Source organism: Allobosea lupini, assembly GCF_900109525.1.
Classification (GTDB): Bacteria; Pseudomonadota; Alphaproteobacteria; order Rhizobiales; family Beijerinckiaceae; genus Allobosea; species Allobosea lupini.
This window is the reverse complement of record NZ_FOAN01000003.1, coordinates 169,391-186,511: the sequence shown is the minus strand read 5'-3', so window position 1 is coordinate 186,511 and position 17,121 is coordinate 169,391. Positions and strand designations below refer to the sequence as shown.

The 17,121-nt window shown below is 67.1% G+C and carries 14 protein-coding genes and 1 tRNA gene; 11 read left to right on the top strand and 4 right to left on the bottom strand.

Annotated elements, in window-relative coordinates; translation table 11 throughout:
• The first annotated feature begins 140 nt into the window (after window positions 1–140).
• The 3 genes from BMZ21_RS10300 (at window position 141) to BMZ21_RS10290 (ending at window position 2,592) form a co-directional block, all read left to right on the top strand.
• Window positions 141–1,163, top strand: coding sequence for an aldo/keto reductase (locus BMZ21_RS10300; RefSeq protein WP_091832970.1), 1,023 nt, complete (start codon window positions 141–143; stop codon window positions 1,161–1,163).
• A gap of 4 nt (window positions 1,164–1,167) precedes the next feature.
• Window positions 1,168–2,007 (top strand): amidohydrolase family protein, encoded by an 840-nt coding sequence (locus tag BMZ21_RS10295; protein WP_091834279.1) that lies wholly within the window; start codon window positions 1,168–1,170, stop codon window positions 2,005–2,007.
• 129 nt (window positions 2,008–2,136) lie between these two features.
• The gene (locus BMZ21_RS10290; RefSeq protein ID WP_091832967.1) at window positions 2,137–2,592 is read left to right on the top strand and encodes an RbsD/FucU family protein; all 456 of its coding nucleotides are present in this window, start codon (window positions 2,137–2,139) and stop codon (window positions 2,590–2,592) included.
• A gap of 5 nt (window positions 2,593–2,597) precedes the next feature.
• On the opposite strand, the gene BMZ21_RS10285 is transcribed toward BMZ21_RS10290, so the two are convergent.
• The 3 genes from BMZ21_RS10285 to BMZ21_RS10275 all read right to left on the bottom strand — a co-directional run bounded on the left by BMZ21_RS10285 (window position 2,598) and on the right by BMZ21_RS10275 (window position 3,829).
• Window positions 2,598–2,984 carry a DoxX family protein gene (locus BMZ21_RS10285; RefSeq protein ID WP_091832965.1) on the bottom strand — a complete coding sequence of 129 codons (387 nt, stop codon included), beginning with the start codon at window positions 2,982–2,984 and terminating at the stop codon, window positions 2,598–2,600.
• A 150-nt stretch (window positions 2,985–3,134) separates the two neighbouring features.
• Window positions 3,135–3,626: a DUF3617 domain-containing protein gene (locus BMZ21_RS10280; protein WP_091832962.1), complete on the bottom strand. Its 492-nt coding sequence runs from the start codon at window positions 3,624–3,626 to the stop codon at window positions 3,135–3,137.
• Window positions 3,627–3,744: 118 nt separating this feature from the next.
• A tRNA-Leu gene (locus tag BMZ21_RS10275) sits at window positions 3,745–3,829 on the bottom strand.
• 220 nt (window positions 3,830–4,049) lie between these two features.
• Between BMZ21_RS10275 and BMZ21_RS10270 the strand changes: the two genes are divergently transcribed.
• The 8 genes from BMZ21_RS10270 (at window position 4,050) to BMZ21_RS10235 (ending at window position 15,987) form a co-directional block, all read left to right on the top strand.
• Window positions 4,050–4,661: a YqaA family protein gene (locus BMZ21_RS10270; RefSeq protein WP_091832959.1), complete on the top strand. Its 612-nt coding sequence runs from the start codon at window positions 4,050–4,052 to the stop codon at window positions 4,659–4,661.
• 8 nt (window positions 4,662–4,669) lie between these two features.
• The gene (locus tag BMZ21_RS10265; RefSeq protein ID WP_091832956.1) at window positions 4,670–5,200 is read left to right on the top strand and encodes a disulfide bond formation protein B; all 531 of its coding nucleotides are present in this window, start codon (window positions 4,670–4,672) and stop codon (window positions 5,198–5,200) included.
• A gap of 462 nt (window positions 5,201–5,662) precedes the next feature.
• Window positions 5,663–6,439, top strand: coding sequence for a cellulose biosynthesis protein BcsN (gene bcsN, locus BMZ21_RS10260; protein ID WP_167561598.1), 777 nt, complete (start codon window positions 5,663–5,665; stop codon window positions 6,437–6,439).
• 22 nt (window positions 6,440–6,461) lie between these two features.
• The gene (bcsA, locus tag BMZ21_RS10255; protein ID WP_091832950.1) at window positions 6,462–8,645 is read left to right on the top strand and encodes a UDP-forming cellulose synthase catalytic subunit; all 2,184 of its coding nucleotides are present in this window, start codon (window positions 6,462–6,464) and stop codon (window positions 8,643–8,645) included.
• Complete coding sequence (locus tag BMZ21_RS10250) at window positions 8,642–11,098, top strand: cellulose biosynthesis cyclic di-GMP-binding regulatory protein BcsB (protein WP_091832947.1); 2,457 nt, start codon at window positions 8,642–8,644, stop codon at window positions 11,096–11,098. The genes bcsA and BMZ21_RS10250 overlap by 4 nt, the downstream gene beginning before the upstream one ends.
• Window positions 11,095–12,114, top strand: a complete 1,020-nt coding sequence (locus tag BMZ21_RS10245) for a family 8 glycosyl hydrolase (protein ID WP_091832944.1) — start codon at window positions 11,095–11,097, stop codon at window positions 12,112–12,114. Before BMZ21_RS10250 ends, BMZ21_RS10245 begins: the two co-directional genes overlap by 4 nt.
• Window positions 12,105–14,288: a tetratricopeptide repeat protein gene (locus BMZ21_RS10240; protein ID WP_091832941.1), complete on the top strand. Its 2,184-nt coding sequence runs from the start codon at window positions 12,105–12,107 to the stop codon at window positions 14,286–14,288. Before BMZ21_RS10245 ends, BMZ21_RS10240 begins: the two co-directional genes overlap by 10 nt.
• A gap of 148 nt (window positions 14,289–14,436) precedes the next feature.
• The gene (locus BMZ21_RS10235) at window positions 14,437–15,987 is read left to right on the top strand and encodes an ABC transporter substrate-binding protein (RefSeq protein WP_091832938.1); all 1,551 of its coding nucleotides are present in this window, start codon (window positions 14,437–14,439) and stop codon (window positions 15,985–15,987) included.
• A gap of 170 nt (window positions 15,988–16,157) precedes the next feature.
• Here the strand turns inward: BMZ21_RS10235 and BMZ21_RS10230 are convergent, their stop codons facing one another.
• Entirely contained in the window at window positions 16,158–17,081 is a 924-nt protein-coding gene (locus tag BMZ21_RS10230) for a LysR substrate-binding domain-containing protein (RefSeq protein ID WP_091832936.1), read from the bottom strand.
• Between the last annotated feature and the right edge of the window lie 40 nt (window positions 17,082–17,121).

The window sequence follows — 17,121 nt, the reverse complement described above, 5'->3', positions numbered from 1 at the left end:
TTGATCCGGTTCCGGCAGGTGAGCTCAGCATGGCCACGCCTACCGGAATGGTGCGCACGCTAGTCCGGAACGAATGCGGTTGCAAGCTAACATGTTGACGTGCACATAGTCATGCACCACGACCGTGCACCCGAGCTTCGATGACGACTTCCACGCTTCCCGTTCGACCGCTCGGCCGCTCCGGCCTGAAGGTCACCACGCTCGGTTTCGGCGGTGCGCCGCTCGGCGATCTCTATGCCCATCTCGACGAAGCCGGCGCGATCGCGACGGTCGAGACGGCGCTCGCCTCCGGCATCAACCTGATCGACACCTCGCCGCTCTATGGCCATGGCCTTTCCGAGCACCGGATCGGCGCGGCGCTGCGGCGCTCCGGCCGCAAGGACGTCGTGATCTCGACCAAGGTCGGCCGCGTAGCCGAGCCCTTCGCCGGGCGCGGCAACGGTTCCGGCTATCTCGGCGGCCTGCCGCACGGCCTGCGCTTCGACTATTCCCATGACGGCACCATGCGCTCGCTGGAGCAGTCGGCGCTGCGCCTCGGTGTCGACCGCATCGATGTCGTGCTGATCCACGACGTCGACGTCTGGACCCATGGCAAGGACGCAATCGACGCCCACTTTGCCCAGGCGATGGACGGCGCCTATCGCGCCCTCGACACACTGCGCGCTGCCGGTGCGGTCAAGGCGATCGGCGTCGGCGTCAACGAAGCCGAGATGTGCGAGCGCTTCGCCCGCGCCGGCGATTTCGACACGATGCTGCTCGCCGGGCGCTATTCTCTTCTGGAGCAGCCGGGGCTCGCCTCCTTCATGCCGCTGGCGCGGGAGAAGGGCATCGGCCTGATGCTCGGCGGCGTCTACAACTCCGGCATTCTCGCCACTGGCCCGATCGCCGGTGCCAAGTACAACTACCAGCCGGCGCCGCCCGCGATCCTCGCCCGCGTCGCGACGATCGAGGCGGTCTGCGCCCGCCATGGCGTGCCGCTGCGCCGCGCCGCGCTGCAATTCCCGCTCGGCCACCCGGCGGTGGCGAGCCTGGTCATGGGCGCCGTCAAGCCGGAAGAGGTCGCCGATCAGGTCGCCGAGCTCGCGGCGCCGGTTCCGGGCGCGCTCTGGACAGAGCTGAAAGCCGAGGGCCTGCTCGGCGCCGATGTCCCGGCTCCGGCTTGATCCCATGCGCATCGACGCCCATCAGCATTTCTGGAGCCTCGCCCGCGGCGATTATGGCTGGCTGACGCCGGCGCTGGGCGTCATCCATCGTGACTTCGGTCCCGCCGACCTCGCCCCGCTCCTTGCCGTCCACGCCATCGAACGCTCCATCCTGGTGCAGGCGGCGCCGACCGAGGCCGAGACCGCCTATCTGCTCGACATCGCCGAGAAGACGCCCTTCGTCGCCGGCGTCGTCGGCTGGACCGATTTCAATGCGCCTGATGCAGCGGAGCGTATCGCCACCTTGGCGGCCGACCCGCTGCTCGTCGGCCTGCGGCCCATGGTCCAGGACATCGCCGACGACGGCTGGCTGGCGCGTCCTGAGTTGGCCTCGGCCTTCGAGGCGATGATCGCCAGCGGCCTCGTCTTCGACGCGCTGCTGAAGCCACGCCATATCGCGGCGATGATCACCGTATTGGAGCGGCATCCCGATCTCGCTTGCGTCATAGACCATGGCGCCAAGCCCGATCTCGTCAGCGGCGACCTCGCTGGTTGGCGCACAGGCATTACGGCGCTCGCGGCGGATCCCCGCCTGACCTGCAAGCTCTCCGGGCTGGTCACCGAGGCCGGCCTGGACTGGACGCTGGAAACGCTCCGGCCGGTCGTCGAGCACCTGCTAGCGACCTTCGGTCCGGAGCGCTTGATCTTCGGCAGCGACTGGCCCGTGGTGACGCTGCGTGCCTCCTATGCGCAATGGGTCGAGGCGGCGGAAACGCTGCTCGCCGGCCTCACGGAAGCGCAGCGCATTGCCGTCTTCGGCGGCAATGCCGCAAAGCTCTATCTCTCGCAGCGCGGACGCAACTAATGCTGATCGCCATTGCAAGGAGCGTCAGCGACGAAGCAATCCAGGGGCGGCAGGGCGCCGCGCCAAGTCTTCCTGGATTGCTTCGCTGCGCTCGCAACGACGGTGAAGCGTACCAAGGGTGACAGTCACATGCTGAAGAATATCGACCCGGTCCTCTCCGCCGACCTGCTCTGGGTGCTCGCGGCGATGGGCCATGGCGATGACCTCGCCTTGGTCGACGCCAACCACCCAGCCGAAAAGATCGCCCGGGCCACCACCAGCGGCCGGCTGGTGCGCCTGCCAGGTCTTTCCATGGCGCGGGCAGCGCGCGCCATCCTCTCGGTGCTGCCGATCGACGACTTCGAGCCGCAGCCGGCACGGCGCATGCTGGTCGTCGGCGATGCCATGGCGATTCCCGAGGTCCAGACACAGGTCCAGGCCGAACTCGACCAGGCGCTCGGCCATTCGGAGCCGCTCGCCGGCATCGAGCGCTTCGCCTTCTACGAAGCGGCCAAGCAGGCTTTCGCGGTGGTGCAGGTCGGCGATCCCCGCCCCTATGGCTGCTTCCTGTTCCGCAAGGGCGTGATCGCCGGCGAGGCGGGCTGAGCGGCTCAGGCCTGGCCGATCAGGCCGAGGATACCGCCGGCGATCGCGATATTGGCGACGAAGCCGTTGATGCGGTTAGCCCGGTCCGGGCCCTGATGATCCCAGAAATTGTTGAACATCGGCGTCGCCGCGACCAGGAAGGCGAGCAGCATCAGCGCGGCCAGCGAGACCTTGGTGCCACAGACGATCATCAGCCCGGCGATAATTTGCAAGACGATGCCGAGCCACAGGGTGACAGCCGGCAACGGCACGCGGCGCGCGCCGATCAGGCTCGCCAGCAGGCTCCTGTTGACGATATTGCGCAGGCCGGCGAAGGCGAAGGCCCCGCCCAGAAGCAGCCGTCCCGCGACGGCGGCGCTCTCTGCGCCAGCCAGAATGATGTCCGTTGCCATGTCCGTCCTCGTCCGGTGAAGCGCGCTTCACAGGACGGCATGGCCGCTGCAGCGCTCTCCAGCAGGACGAACCGGCTCGGCGAGATGTGACATGCCAGCCGAATTTTTTGTTCGGCGAATGCGAGTTGCCGTTTCGGCCGGCAACGGGAGCTAGGGCTTCGCGCCGGCCGCTCCCGGCAGCGAGATGACCTTGCCGTCTGGCATGATGATGTCGCCAGGCTTCTGGCCCGGTCCGCAATCGCCCACACGCTTGGCCTCGACCACGAGCTTGCGCTCGACCGGCCCGGCCTGTCCAGGCATGCCGGTGAGCGTGGTGGTGCCTTCGGTGCGCACGGTCGCCTGAAAGTCACCGGTTACGGTACTGCTGCCGACCGCCTTGATCTGGCCGATCGCGCACTCGGTCGCAACCGCGTAGCCGGTCGCGGTCTTCGTCACCTCCATCTTCGAGCAGGCGGCGCCTGCCATGCCGCCGACCATGGCGCGGTCAGTGCCAGCACCGACACATTGCTTGGCGCTGGTCTCGCCCTCGGCGCTCGTCGACTTGCTTTCCCAGAGACCCGGCTTGCGCTGCGGAAGCTCGTCGGCGAACGCCGGAACGGCCCCGAGAATGCTGGCTGCGACGGTGATGGCAATTGCCCTCATGCTGAGACTCCTCGGCTGCCCGTAAGGATCGATTCGGGGCAAGACAGAGCGGCAGCGAGAGGCGATTTTAGGGCGGCGGGCCTAGCGCATCGAGCAGCCGGCAAGCTGCCGTCGACAATGGTGCCCCTGGCCGGGATCGAACCAGCACTCCTTGCGGAACTCGATTTTGAGTCGAGCGCGTCTACCAATTCCGCCACAGGGGCCCTTTTCAGGCGGGGCGGACTATAGCGATAGCCGAAGGCCGGTCAATCTCGCGTGAACGGCTTTTCCAACGACGTCGCAGCCATGGACGGACGGCCCGGCGCCCGCTAGATCGCCATGCGTCCTTTCGGACGCAAAATGGCGATCTATCACTTTGTCAGGCATCGGATTGCCTCCGAAAAGCGGTTTCCGTTTTTCGGTCCGATGCTCTAAGGGCCGGCGATGTTCGAACGCCTCTATCTCTGGACGCTCTCGCTTGCCTCCCGCCGCAGCGCGCAGGTCTGGCTCGCCGTCGTCGCCTTCATCGAGAGCTCCTTCTTCCTGATCCCGGCCGACGTGCTGTTCGTGCCGATGGCGCTGGCCAAGCCGCAGCGGGCCTATCGCCTCGCCTTGATCGCGACGGTGTTCTCGACGCTCGGCGGCATCGCCGGCTATGCGCTCGGCTATTACGCCTTCGACGCGCTGGCGCGGCCGGTACTCGCCTTCTACGGCAAGCTCGGCGCCTTCGAGCAACTGCGCGCCTGTGCCACCCCGGATATGACTCTGCTGCTGCTCACCACCTCGGGCCTGGCACATCTGCCGCCGATCAAGGTGGTGACGATCCTGGCCGGCGCCGTCCATATCGGGCTGGGCTTCTTCGTGCTGTCCTGCGTCATCGCCCGCGGCGCCCGCTTCTTCGCCCTTGCCTTCCTGCTGCGCCGCTATGGCGAGACGATCCGCCACTTCATCGAGAAGCGGCTGAAGCTGATCGCGCTCGGCGGTGCCGCCCTCCTGATCCTGCTCTATTTCGGCCTCAAGCTGCTGACAGGCTCGGGCCAGTTCCTCTCCTGCTGAGTGTCGCCATGACCGGCCCTGCCGCGCGCCTCCTTGCCGATCCCCGCCGCCTGATCGCACTGATCGGCCTGGTGAGCCTCGCCTTGATCGGCGGTGCCTGGTTCTTCGAGCTCGTCCTGCACCTGCGCCCTTGCAAGCTCTGTCTCGAACAGCGGGCGCCGCATTACGCCGTGATCGGCCTCACGACGCTCGCACTGATCTTCGCCCGCTCGCGCCGGCTGCAGATCGCGGTGCTGATCGTCCTTGCCTTGCTGATGGCCTGGAGCACCGGGCTCGGCGTCTATCACGCCGGCGTGGAGTGGGGGATTTTCGCCGGTCCGAACGATTGTGGCGGCACACCCGCCCCGGCGGCCGCCGGCGTCCAGGACCTGATGAAGCAGCTGCAGACGACCCGGATCGTCTCCTGCACGGAGGCCGCCTGGCGTTTCCTTGGCCTCTCCCTCGCCGGCTGGAACGCGCTCGCCTCCCTCGGGCTGCTGGCCGTCGCCCTGCTGGGACTGAGGAATGCTGCGCAACGCCTCGATCGATCGCCGGCCTGAGTCGGCCCAACGATCTCGGTCAAGGCCCGGGCGACCGGACGCGGTCATCCCCAGCAAACTGCAGGGCAGCCGTTTTCCTGCCTAAAGGCCGCGTCCTGCCTCGATTTTTTTGGTCGCCGGAAGAGCGTCGGCGGATCGCCATGCGACGATCTCGTACGATCAGCGGTTGGAATAGCCGCGCGAATCATCTGTATTGCCGACAGGATTCAGATGCTCGGACCGCATTGTTGATGCGCAGCGGACGGTAGGCTCGCGTTAACCTGTATTAATCGATGGTCACCATATGACGATGCCGACCAGACATGGACCGGCGCGCCGATGAACGTCGCAGGACAGGGTCCGGCCATACGTTCCGCGCGGCGCCATCCGCCACGGAAGCGCGCGGCGATATCTGTCGCGACCGTTGGCCTGTGCCTGGCCATAGCTGGATGCGGCGAGCAGAGACTTGCCGATTCGGAACTGGTGACGGCGACGCGCTCGCTCTCCGTCGACCCGGGCCGGGCGATGATCGTGCTGCCGCCGGGCAGCCAGCCTGTGATCGGTATCACCCAGCGCAGCTATGAGAATGCGATCGCGCAGACGATCTCGCTGGCGACGCGCGGCCAAACGCCCGGCGAGAACAGGATCGAGGTCGCCTTCTTCACAGCGGCCGATCTGCCGGATAGTGCCGGCGTCGAGGGCAACCTGCTCAAGCTGCCGGGGATCGACGACTTTTCCGTCGCGCAGGACATGGAGGAGCGCCTGCCGGGCGTCGCCATGGCGCCCTCCGCCGTCTTCGTCCAGAACAAATACGGGCCGTTCAGCTACGCCTTCGGCCGCGGCACCGGCGGCGAGGCCTGCCTCTACGCCTGGCAGCGCATCGCCGATGGCGACAGCATCTTCCGGCCGAAATCGGGCGCGGTCTCGGTCCGCATGCGCATCTGCGACCCCAAGGCGAGCGAAGCCGCGCTGCTGCGCCTCGCCTATGACTATTCGCTCAACGCCTCCTTGCGACGCAGCGGCTGGGGCCCGGCAGGGGATGCGCCGGCGCCCGCACCCGGCCTCGGCCAGGCGGGCGCGCCGATCTACCCGCTGCCGCAGGCTTCAACCGACGACACGCCGGCCCCTCGGCAGGTTGCCCGTCCGCGACCGGCAAGGCAGCCCCGGATCGAATCCGAGCGTCTCCCGGAAACGCAGCCTGTCCCGGACAGGCCGCTGGCCGGATACCCGACCGTTCCACCGCCGCCCACGACACCCTGAGAGCCGAGCGCGCCGAGAGCCGATGCGAACCGCGATCTACGTCTTCTTCTGGGCGATCGCCACGGCAGTGGTCGTGGCGCTGATCACGCTGCCGATCAGCCTGCAGGCGCATCTGATCGCCGGGACGATCGTGGTGGGGGCGATGATCCTGCTCAAATTCCTGCGCCCCTACGGCGTCTGGCGGTTGATCGCGCTCGGCCTCGGCACGGCGATGGTCTTGCGCTACATCTACTGGCGCACGACGAGCACGTTGCCGCCGGTGAACCAGCTCGAGGATTTCATCCCCGGGCTGATCCTTTATCTCGCCGAGTTCTACAACATCGGCATGCTGTTTCTCAGCCTGTTCGTGGTGGCGATGCCGCTGCCGCGACGCACGAGCGCGCCGCCGATCCCAGCCGACGCTCCGAGCGTCGATGTCTTCGTGCCGTCCTACAACGAGGAGCCCGAACTCCTGGCGACGACGCTCTCGGCCGCGCTCGCCATGGACTATCCGGCGGATCGTCTCACCGTCTACCTGCTCGACGATGGCGGCACCGACGAGAAATGCAATGCCGACAATTTCGTCGCGGCCAGCGCCGCGCGGGAACGCCGGGCGCAGTTGCAGAAGCTCTGCGCCGGGCTCGGCTGCACCTATCTGACGCGCGAGCGCAACATCAGCGCCAAGGCCGGCAACCTCAACAACGGCCTCGCCAATTCCAGCGGCGACCTCGTCGTCGTCTTCGACGCCGACCATGCGCCGGCGCGCAACTTCCTGACCGAGACGATCGGCTATTTCGGCGAGGATCCGAAGCTGTTCCTCGTCCAGACGCCGCACTTCTTCATCAATCCCGATCCGCTTGAGCGCAATCTCAAGACCTTCAAGGCGATGCCGTCCGAGAACGAGATGTTCTACGGCATCATCCAGCGCGGCCTCGACAAGTGGAACGCCTCGTTCTTCTGCGGCTCGGCCGCGGTGCTGCGCCGCACGGCCCTGCAGACGACCAGCGGCTTCTCAGGCCGCAGCATCACCGAGGATGCCGAGACCGCGATCACCCTGCACGCCACCGGCTGGACCAGCATCTATGTCGACAAGCCGCTGATCGCCGGGCTCCAGCCGGCGACCTTCGCGAGCTTCATCGGCCAGCGCTCGCGCTGGGCGCAGGGCATGATGCAGATCCTGATCTACCACCGCCCGATGCTGAAAAGCGGCCTCTCGCTGCCGCAACGCCTATGCTACTCGTCCTCGGCCCTGTTCTGGCTGTTCCCCTTTGTGCGCCTGACCTTCCTGGTGGCGCCGCTATTCTACCTCTTCTTCGGGCTGGAGATCTTCACCGCCTCGGGCGCCGAATTCATCGCCTACGTGTTCAGCTACATGGCGGTGAACCTGATGATGCAGAACTATCTCTATGGCCGCTATCGCTGGCCCTGGATCTCCGAGCTCTACGAATTCATCCAGTCGGTCTACCTGCTGCCGGCAGTGATCTCGGTCATCCTCAATCCCGGCAAGCCGACCTTCAAGGTCACCGCCAAGAGCGAGGAGCTCGGAACGCGTCGTGTCTCCGAGCTCGGCCTGCCCTTCTTCATCATCTTTGCCGTGCTGGCGCTCGGCGTCGTCGCCACCTATTGGCGCATCATCACCCAGCCCTACAATGCCGACACCACCCTCGTGGTCGGGCTCTGGAACATCCTCAACTTGCTGATGGCGGGCTGCGCCCTCGGCGTGGTCTCGGAGCGGCCGGAAGGCCGCGGCGCCCGGCGTTTCCCGGTCAAGCGCCGCGGGCAAATCAGCATCGATGGCAAGACAGCGCCCGTTGTCACCGAGAACGTCTCCGTCGACGGCGTCGCCATCCGGGTGCTGTCCAAGGAGTTCGACAGGCTGCCAGTGAACAGCATCGGCGAGATCGCCTTCGAAACCTCGATCGCGATGCCGGTAGGCGCCCTGCCCGTACGCGTCGTGCGCCTCGCTCCCGACGCAAAAGGCCTGGTGCTCGGCTGCCGCTACGAGCCGAGCGAGCCGCTGCACAGCCGCATCATCGCGGACCTCGCCTTCTCGGATGCCGGGATCTGGAGCAGCTTCCAGAAGGCGCGGCGCCAGAACATGGGCGTGATCTACGGCACCTTGCGCTTCCTGCGCCTCGCCGTGTTCCAGACCAGCCGCGGCCTGTCCTATTTCTTCGGCCTCGCCCGCTTTGCCCGTTCCAATCCGACGCGGGGAGCGGCGGAATGAGGACGCGCCTCCTGCCCATATTGGCCGCGGCGGCAGCTCTTCCGATCCTGACCCCGGGCTCCGCGCCCTGGGCACAGGAACCCCAGCCGACGCCGCCGAACGAGCCGGCGCCGTTCATGATCGCCCCACCTGCCCAGCAACCTGCGGCCGCCCGCCCGGTGGAACCCAGACCGCAGGCAGAGCCGGCACCAGCCCCGGCAACGCCCGCCATTCCCGCCAGCTTCGCCTTCAAGCCACTGCTGCCGGCTGCCCGCGTCATGCTCGAAGGCGAAGGCGATGCACGCAGCTGGGCCTTTTACCTGACCCAGGACGAGGCCGGCGCCGACCTCAATCTCGACATCGCCTTCCAGAATGCGCTGGTCGTGATGCCGGAGGCCTCGCGCCTGACGGTGCGCATCAATGGCGAGCGCATCATGGAAGCGCCGATCGCCTCCTCCGATCGCCTGAAGCGCACCTCCACCGCGATCCGCAAAGGGCTTCTCAGGCCCGGCCAGAACACGATCCGCTTCGAGGCGGTGCAGCGCCATCGCACCGACTGCACGATCGCCTCCACCTATGAGTTGTGGACGCGCATCGACGGCGCCGGCACGCGGCTCAGCTTCAGGAATCCGGCGCAGCAATCGCGGCTACGCAGCATCGACGACCTGCCAGCCGTCGGCGCCGACGAGACCGGGCAGACGACGATCCAGATCGTCGCGCCGAGCGCAGCGAGCGCGGTTGCCGCGAACAGCATTCTTGCCGTAGCTCAAGGCGTTGCACTACGCGGCCGCTACAGTCAGGCAGCCATTCGAATCTCCGAGAAGCTGCCCGACAGGGTCCGCCCGGGCATGCTGACCGTGCTGCTCGGGACGGGCAAGGAACTGCGCGACCTCATCGGCACCTTGCCGGCGGAGGCTGGCGTCGGCAGCTTCGTCGGCTTCACCACGCACCCGAAGCTCGGACCTGCCGCCCTGCTCGTCACCGGCGAGAGCTGGCAGGATCTCGAGGCCACCATCGCCAGGCTCCTGACCGGGCCGGTCTCCCGGCCGACCAACATCAACCGCAAGACGATGGCCACGGCGAGCTGGCATGTCCCCGACGCGCCGTTCGTCTCCGACAGTCAGGTGCTGCGCTTCTCGGAACTCGGCGTTCCGACGCAGGAATCCTCGGGACGGCGCATGCGCGTGCGCGCCATCCTCGCGATGCCGGGAGATTTTTACGCCAACGCCTATGGCGAGGCCACGCTCTATCTCGATGGCGCCTATTCCGAGGTTCTGCCGGGCGACAGCCATATCGAGATCTTCGTCAACGGCAACGTCGCGGCGACCGTCCCGCTCAATACGACGAGCGGGGGCCTCTTCCAGCAAACCCCGATCACGATACCGCTCAGGCATTTCCGGCCCGGCATCAATGAGATTTGGCTCGAGGCGGTGACGCCAGCCAGGTCCGACCTCGCCTGCGGGCCGGGCGCGACATTGCCCGGCAAGAACCGCTTCGCGCTGTTCGACACCACGGCACTGGCGATCCCGAACTTCGCCAAGATCGGCGTCAGCCCGAATCTGGCGGCCGTAGCGGGAACCGGTTTCCCCTATTCGATCACCTCCCAGATCGCCCTGCTCGTCGGCCGCCTGGACGTTCCCAATCTCGGCGCCGCCGCGACGCTGCTCGCAAGGCTCGCCCAGCGCGCCGACCGGCCGTTCCCGGTCGATGTCATCGGCAGCGCCGCCGCCATCGGCAACCGCCCCGCCCTGATCGTCGGCGCCGCAGGCCAGATGCCCGCAGGATTGATGCCGCGCGTCGGCGTGGCCGACAACGTCCGCAACACCTGGCCGCAACGCGCCGATGCCGTCGTCCTCGTGCCGGAAACCGAAGGCACGGCCGTGTTCGATGCGGTGATCAACCGCTTCCAGGGGCGGCAGACGACGCCCGAAGATTCCGGCGGCGTCGCACCCAGCACCGAGGCGACCCGCGATCGCTGGCGTGGCTCGTTCGGCGGCCCCCTCGCACGCTATTTCATCAGCTTCGACCGATGGCTGCAGCGGACCTTCGATCTTTCCTTCGCGCAGCTGCGCTCACCCACACGCGCACCAACACTCTATGAGCCGGCGGAAGGGGCCGAGTTGATCGCCGCCCAAGCGACAGACCCCGATACGCGCCAGGTCTGGACCGCCTTCGTCGTGCGCCAGGAAGAGGCACTGGAGAAGACCGTCGACAGGCTCGTCACCCCCGGCAACTGGGCCGGGATGGCCGGCAAGCTCACCGCCTTCCGCAGCGGGCAGGACAACCACATCCTCTCGGCGGACAGCACGACCTTCGTCATGACCCGGGCGTTCAGCCTGGCCAATATGCGCCTCGTCTTCGCCAACTGGATGTCGAGCAATATCGGCATCTATGCGTTGACCCTGCTGGGAGCCTGCATCGGACTCGGCATCGGAACCTTTCTGATGCTCGGCCGGCTGGGGAGGCGTTCATGAAACGGCTTCGCGCAACCCTGACCGCCATGCTGCTCAGCCTGACCTCCGGCGCTCAGGCTGCCCTCCCCGCCGGCGCCTGGGAGCTCTACCGGCAGAAATTCGTCACCGCCGAGGGCCGCGTCGTCGATGACGCCAATGGCGGCATCAGCCACAGCGAAAGCCAGGGCTATGGGCTGCTGCTGGCCTGCCTCGCCGGCGATCGCGGCAGCTTCGCCAGCATCCTTTCCTTCACCCGGACCGAATTCCTGATCCGCGACGACGGCCTGGCGGCCTGGCGCTGGGATCCGAAGGCCACGCCGCGCATCAGCGACATCAACAACGCCAGCGACGGCGACCTCCTCATCGCAGAAGCCCTCGCCTGCGCCGGGACGCGCTGGTCAATGCCGGCCTACACCACCGCGGCCCGCCAGATCGCCCGGTCATTGGCCAAGGTTGCACTCCTGAAGCGTGGCGGCGAAACTTGGCTGATGCCTGCGGCGAAGGGCTTCTCGGAGCAGGAGCGACCGGACGGGCCGGTGATAAACCCGTCGTACTGGGTGTTCGAGAGCTTCCCCATCCTCGCCCGCCTCACCGGCGATCAGAGCTGGCTGCAGGTACAGGCCAGCGGACTGAAGCTGCTAGACGAGCTCGCCAGGCGGAAGATCCCGGCGGCCGACTGGCTCTCGCTCAAGGGCGAGCCGAAGCCCGCCGACGGCTTCCCGCGGCAGTTCGGCTATAACGCGCTGCGCATCCCGCTCTATCTCCTGCGGGCCGGCCTTGCCGACAAGCAGCGCCTCGAACCTTTCCGCCAGGCCTGGGCCAATGGCACGGCGGTGATCGACGTGCCGAGCGGCAAGGTGGCCGAGCCGCTGCCCGATGCCGGCTATCGCATCCTGAACGCCGCGATGGCCTGTGCGCTCGACCGCACGCCGATCCCGGCCGAGCTCAAGACCTTCCAGCCGACGCTCTACTATCCGTCGACCCTGCATCTGCTTGCTCTCTCGATGCTCAGCGAGAGGTATCCGCAATGCATGTGAAATCCGTGCTGATCGCCGTCGCAGCCTCGAGCGCCGCCTTCTACGGGCTGGGCCGCTATGGCCATGACCTCAGCTGGCCGGCGGCATCTGTGCCGGCCGTGCGCCAGGCGCAGGCCGAGACGCAGATCGAGCCGACGCCGCCGTCGCAACCGACCCCTGCCGGTCAGTTGGAGACCGAACTGGCTCAAGCTCCTGCAGCGCCGGGGCGGTCGGCACCGCCACCCGGGCCAGCGCAGAAGGTCGATGAGACGGCATTGCGCTATTTCGCCAGCCAGGGCGACACTCGCCGTTACGAGGCGGAACTTGCCAGGCTGCGCGCGCTCTATCCGGAATGGAAGCCGCCGACCGATCTGAATTCGCCACTGCCGGCCGGCGATCCCGAGCTGGAGCGAGTCTGGAAGCTGTTCGCCGAGGGCAAGTTCGGCGAGGCGCGCGCGGCAATCGCCCAGCGCAGCAGCACCGATGCGACCTGGCAGGCTCCGGCCGATCTCCTCGCCCAGCTCGACCGGGCCGAGGCTGGTCTGCGCCTGGTCAATGCCTCCAACGCCAGGCAATGGGAGCAGGTGATCAGGATCGGCACCGAGATTCCGGCGCTGCTCACCTGCACCAATGTCGACGCGCTCTGGCGCGTGGCCGAGGCCTTCGTCCAGACCGGCGCGCCGGAGCGCGCGCGCGACGCCTATGCCTATGTGCTGACCAACTGCACCACCCCGGCCGAGCGGGTCGGCACCATGCAGAAGGCGCTCGCCAGCCTGCCCGAGGCGTTGGTCGGTCCCTTGCTGGCGCAGGAGAAGCAGAGCGAGTTCTCGAGCATTCGCGACGAGATCGCGCGGCGCCGTATCGGCAAGGCCGCGGAAGAGCCGGCTCTGACCGCGACGCCCGAGGAGCTCCGCCGCATCGAGACGCTCGCCAATGCGGCGACGACGCCGGACGATGCGATCCTGCTCGGTTTCTACAGTTTCCACCACAACGATGCGGCCAAGGCCGTGACCTGGTTCCAGACTGCGCTGGCGCGCAATGGTGGCGCCAAGGCGGCCGAAGGCGCCGTGCTCGCCCTCGGCGCCCAGCAGAAATACCAGGAGGCGGAGACGCTCGGTGCGCAATGGCTCGACGCCGGCCCGGCCAACCGAAAGGCCTATCTCGATGTCGCGACCGCGCTGATCGCGCAGGAGCCGGCGCCGCGGCTCGAGCGCGCCGTCGTCGAGCGTATCGCCAAGACGGTCGGCGTCGATCGCTATGCGCCAGGCGGCGCCGGGCTCGGCTGGTACGCCTATAATTCCGGCCAGATCGCCCCGGCCGAAACCTGGTTCGAGACCGCCCTGTCCTGGGATCGCAATTACGAACCGGCCGCCTATGGGCTCGCTTTGGTGCATCAGCGCCTGCGCGACCTGGCCGGAGTGCGTGCCATCATCGCCGAATGGCGCAATCGCTCGCCGCGCATCGCCGATCTGCTGAACCCGGCGCGCAGGCGCTCCCCAGCGCAGGAGCGGGAAGTCCGACCCCTCCCGGAAACAACCCCGACCGCGCGGACAGCCCAGATACCCGAGCCAGCAGAGCGGGCGCCACGTCGCATCGTTCGGGCCGAGCCCGCGCCGGTCATGCGCCACGAAGACGACATTCCCGCTGCGACGGTGACGCGGCGCCCGGCCGCCGAGCGCCCGCGCAGCGGCTCCTGCGGCGCGGGCGCCAGCGGGGCGGCGGCGCTGCAGCGCGGCTGGTGCCTGCTCAACCTGAAGCGGCCGGCCGCCGCGGCCGAAGCCTTCGACGCCGCCCAGCGCAGCGGCAATGCCCAGATCGCCGCGGATGCCGCCGCGGGGAAGGCCTATGCGAAGCTGCAGCAGGGACTGACGGCGGAGGCGGGCGCCGCGGCCGCCAGCTCCAATCTGCCTCCGGCACGTCGCAAGGAGCTCCAGAGCCTGCTGCTCTCCGAACGTTTTTATGCCCAGTACGATGCCAAGGACTTCAACGGCGCGCTGATCACGCTCGGCGAGCGGGCGCGCTATGCCTCCGAGAGCACCGACCTGATGCTGATGCGCGGCTGGTCCTATTTCAATCTCGGCCGCTTCGACGATGCCGCGCAGGTCTTCCAGGCGCTCTACCGCGCCAATGGCTCGCCACAGGCGATGTCCGGCCTGACCGCGATCCGCGACATCACCCAGCGCAATCGCTACTGAACTCCAGCCCGCTTCGTGGCCTGGCGGTGGCGCAGCGAGCGCACGCCTCGCCATAACCCTGCAGAATACCTCATCCCCGATTTCGACTTGGACAGACTGGGTTGGCCGTCACCACTATCGCTCCAACAAGCAAAGAGGGGACAGAGCGATGAAGATGCATGCCACCGGGCTTGCGGGCCTGATGCTGGTTGCCGGCCTGCACGGTCAGGCGCTGGCGCAGGAGACAGTCCTCCGGGTCAGCTCGGGCGCCAGCAATGTCTCGACGCTCGATGCCCACCGCGCCAGCGCGACCGACGACAAGGCGCTGGTCGGCTGGCTCTATAACGGCCTCGTGCGCTTCAAGCCCGGCAGCGCCGATCCCAAGGATCTAGAACCCGACCTCGCCGAGCGCTGGGAAATCTCGCCGGATGGCAAGGTCTGGACCTTCCATTTGCGCAAGGGCGTCAAGTTCCACGGCGACTGGGGTACGCTCGATGCCGACGACGTCGTCTATTCCCTGCAGCGCGCCGGCGATCCGAAGCGCTCGACCTTCTCCTCCGACTTCTCGGCGATCGACAAGGTGGAGAAGGTCGACGACCTCACCGTCCGGATCGCCCTGAAATACCCGGACGTGAATTTCCTCGGCCGCGTCTCCAACTACCATGGCGGCAACATCGTCAGCCGCAAGGCCGGCGAGGAACTGGGCGACCGCTATGGCGCCAAGCCCGTCGGCACCGGCCCCTTCACCTTCGTCGAGCAGGTAACCCAGCAATATGTGAAGCTCGCCGCCAATCCCGATTATTTCCGCGGCAAGCCCAAGATCGATACGATCATGATGCGCGCCATCCCGTCCGACAGCGCGCGCGAGCTCGCCTTCACCTCCGGCGAGCTCGACCTGTTCTACGGCAAGCGCGAGCAGCGCTGGGTCGATTCAGCCCGCAAGCGTCCCGGCTTCAATGTCGAGATCTTCCAGCCCGGCGAGTACCGCCTGCTGCACATCAACCGCAGCCAGCCGCCGCTCGACGACATCCGCGTGCGCCGCGCCATCGCCGCCGCCGTCAATGTCGACGACCTCGTGCGCTTCGTCGGAAAGGATGTCGGCCCCAAGGGCTGCTCGGTCGTGCCGCCCGGCTATCTCGGCGAGGATTGCACGCTGCGCTATGGCTTCGATCTCGCCAGGGCCAAAGCCCTGCTGGCCGAGGCCGGCCACAAGGACGGCATCACCATCAAGGCGATCGTTTCCAACATCTCGGCGCAGCAGCCCTTCATGGAGATCATCCAGGCGCAGCTCGCCAAGGCCGGGATCAAGCTGGAAATGCAGGTCGTCGACCACGCGACCTATCAGAGCCAGAGCCGCAAGGACCTGAGCGGGCTCGTCTTCTACGGGGCGGCGCGCTTTCCGATCGCGGATACCTATCTTAGCGAGTTCTTCCACTCGCGCGCGACGGTGGGCACCCCGACCGCGGCGACGAACTTCTCGCACTGCGCCATCGCCGACAAGGAGATCGAGGAGGCCAGGGTTGCGCCGAACGCGGATGCGCAGAAGGCGCTGTGGAAGGAGGCCCAGCGCAAGATCATGGACGATGTCTGCGCGATTCCCCTGTTCGAACTGCGCCAGGTCTGGGCCCGCAGCGACAAGCTCGACTTCGGCTACGAGCTGAAGGGTGCGCTCAACCTCGCCCCGCCGATCACCGAAGCGACCACGCTGAAGGCGCGCTGAGGCCTAAGCAGTCTCGATCAAATCCGATCGCCGTTTGGGCGAGAGTTCGTCATTGCGAGGAGCGGAGCGACGAAGCAATCCAGGGCGGCAATGCTCTACGTCCCCTGGATTGCTTCGCTGCGCTCGCAATGACGCTTCAGCCAGATCGAAGCGTAGCCGCTACCCAATGATCAGGCCGGATTCGGCGTCAGGATCGTCCGCGAGATTTCCGCCGCCGCCTCGCGCGCGCTTTCCAGGAAGGCCGCGACCAGCCTGGCATTGCGACTGTCGCGGTTGCGGCAGAGCTGGAAATCGAGCTGGAACTCCGGCTCGAAGCGGCGGATGGCGATCTTGTCGCGCAGGCCGCCGACGATCAGCGGATGCACCAGCGAGACGCCGACGCCGGCCGCGACGAACTCGCAGAGGGTCGGCGAGACATTCGCGACCATCACCACCTCCGGCATGACGCCATGGCCTTCCAGCACCCGGCTGATGCTGCGATGGGTGTGGCTCTCCGGATCGAAGGAGATGAAGGGGACACCGGCGAGATCGCGCGGCGTGATCACCTCCTTGGCAGTCAACGGGTGGCCGAGCGGCAGGATGCAGACAACGGGATGGCCCATCATCGGCTCGGCGGCGACATAGGGGTTGTCGACCGGGGCGATGATCAGGCCGACATCGAGCCTGTGCGTGACCAGCGCATCGGAAATCCATTGCGAGCTGCGCGACTGGACCGAGCAGAACACGCCGGGCTGCCTGGCGAGGAAGCGCGAGGTCGCCTCCTGGATGAAGGAGCCGGAGAGCGCCGGCATGACGCCGATCAGCAGGCGGCTCTGCTCGTCGCGCCGGATCGCCTCGACCGCATTCTCGACCTGGCGCACGCCGGCAAAAATCCGGTCGATCTCCTCGTAGAGCCGCATGCCGCGCCGCGTCGCGACGAGCCTGCCTTTCACGCGGTCGAACAGCCGCAGGCCCGTATCCGCTTCGAGATGGGCGATCAGCTTGCTCATCGCCGGCTGCGAGACGTTCATCATCTCGGCGGCGCGACTGACGGTGCCGTATTCGATCACCGCCTTGAAGGCCTCGACCTGGCGCAGATTGAGCCGCCTCACCATGGCATAACCCCAGGGAATAGAGTGCAGAGAAAAACGACTT

What these genes read in the sequence shown, in the direction of transcription:
- BMZ21_RS10300 (WP_091832970.1), top strand. Translation starts at nt 141, where the DNA reads ATGACGACTTCCACGCTTCCCGTTCGACCGCTCGGCCGCTCCGGCCTG.
- BMZ21_RS10295 (WP_091834279.1), top strand. Translation starts at nt 1,168, where the DNA reads ATGCGCATCGACGCCCATCAGCATTTCTGGAGCCTCGCCCGCGGCGAT.
- BMZ21_RS10290 (WP_091832967.1), top strand. Translation starts at nt 2,137, where the DNA reads ATGCTGAAGAATATCGACCCGGTCCTCTCCGCCGACCTGCTCTGGGTG.
- BMZ21_RS10285 (WP_091832965.1), bottom strand. Translation starts at nt 2,984, where the DNA reads ATGGCAACGGACATCATTCTGGCTGGCGCAGAGAGCGCCGCCGTCGCG.
- BMZ21_RS10280 (WP_091832962.1), bottom strand. Translation starts at nt 3,626, where the DNA reads ATGAGGGCAATTGCCATCACCGTCGCAGCCAGCATTCTCGGGGCCGTT.
- BMZ21_RS10270 (WP_091832959.1), top strand. Translation starts at nt 4,050, where the DNA reads ATGTTCGAACGCCTCTATCTCTGGACGCTCTCGCTTGCCTCCCGCCGC.
- BMZ21_RS10265 (WP_091832956.1), top strand. Translation starts at nt 4,670, where the DNA reads ATGACCGGCCCTGCCGCGCGCCTCCTTGCCGATCCCCGCCGCCTGATC.
- bcsA (WP_091832950.1), top strand. Translation starts at nt 6,462, where the DNA reads ATGCGAACCGCGATCTACGTCTTCTTCTGGGCGATCGCCACGGCAGTG.
- BMZ21_RS10250 (WP_091832947.1), top strand. Translation starts at nt 8,642, where the DNA reads ATGAGGACGCGCCTCCTGCCCATATTGGCCGCGGCGGCAGCTCTTCCG.
- BMZ21_RS10245 (WP_091832944.1), top strand. Translation starts at nt 11,095, where the DNA reads ATGAAACGGCTTCGCGCAACCCTGACCGCCATGCTGCTCAGCCTGACC.
- BMZ21_RS10240 (WP_091832941.1), top strand. Translation starts at nt 12,105, where the DNA reads ATGCATGTGAAATCCGTGCTGATCGCCGTCGCAGCCTCGAGCGCCGCC.
- BMZ21_RS10235 (WP_091832938.1), top strand. Translation starts at nt 14,437, where the DNA reads ATGAAGATGCATGCCACCGGGCTTGCGGGCCTGATGCTGGTTGCCGGC.
- BMZ21_RS10230 (WP_091832936.1), bottom strand. Translation starts at nt 17,081, where the DNA reads ATGGTGAGGCGGCTCAATCTGCGCCAGGTCGAGGCCTTCAAGGCGGTG.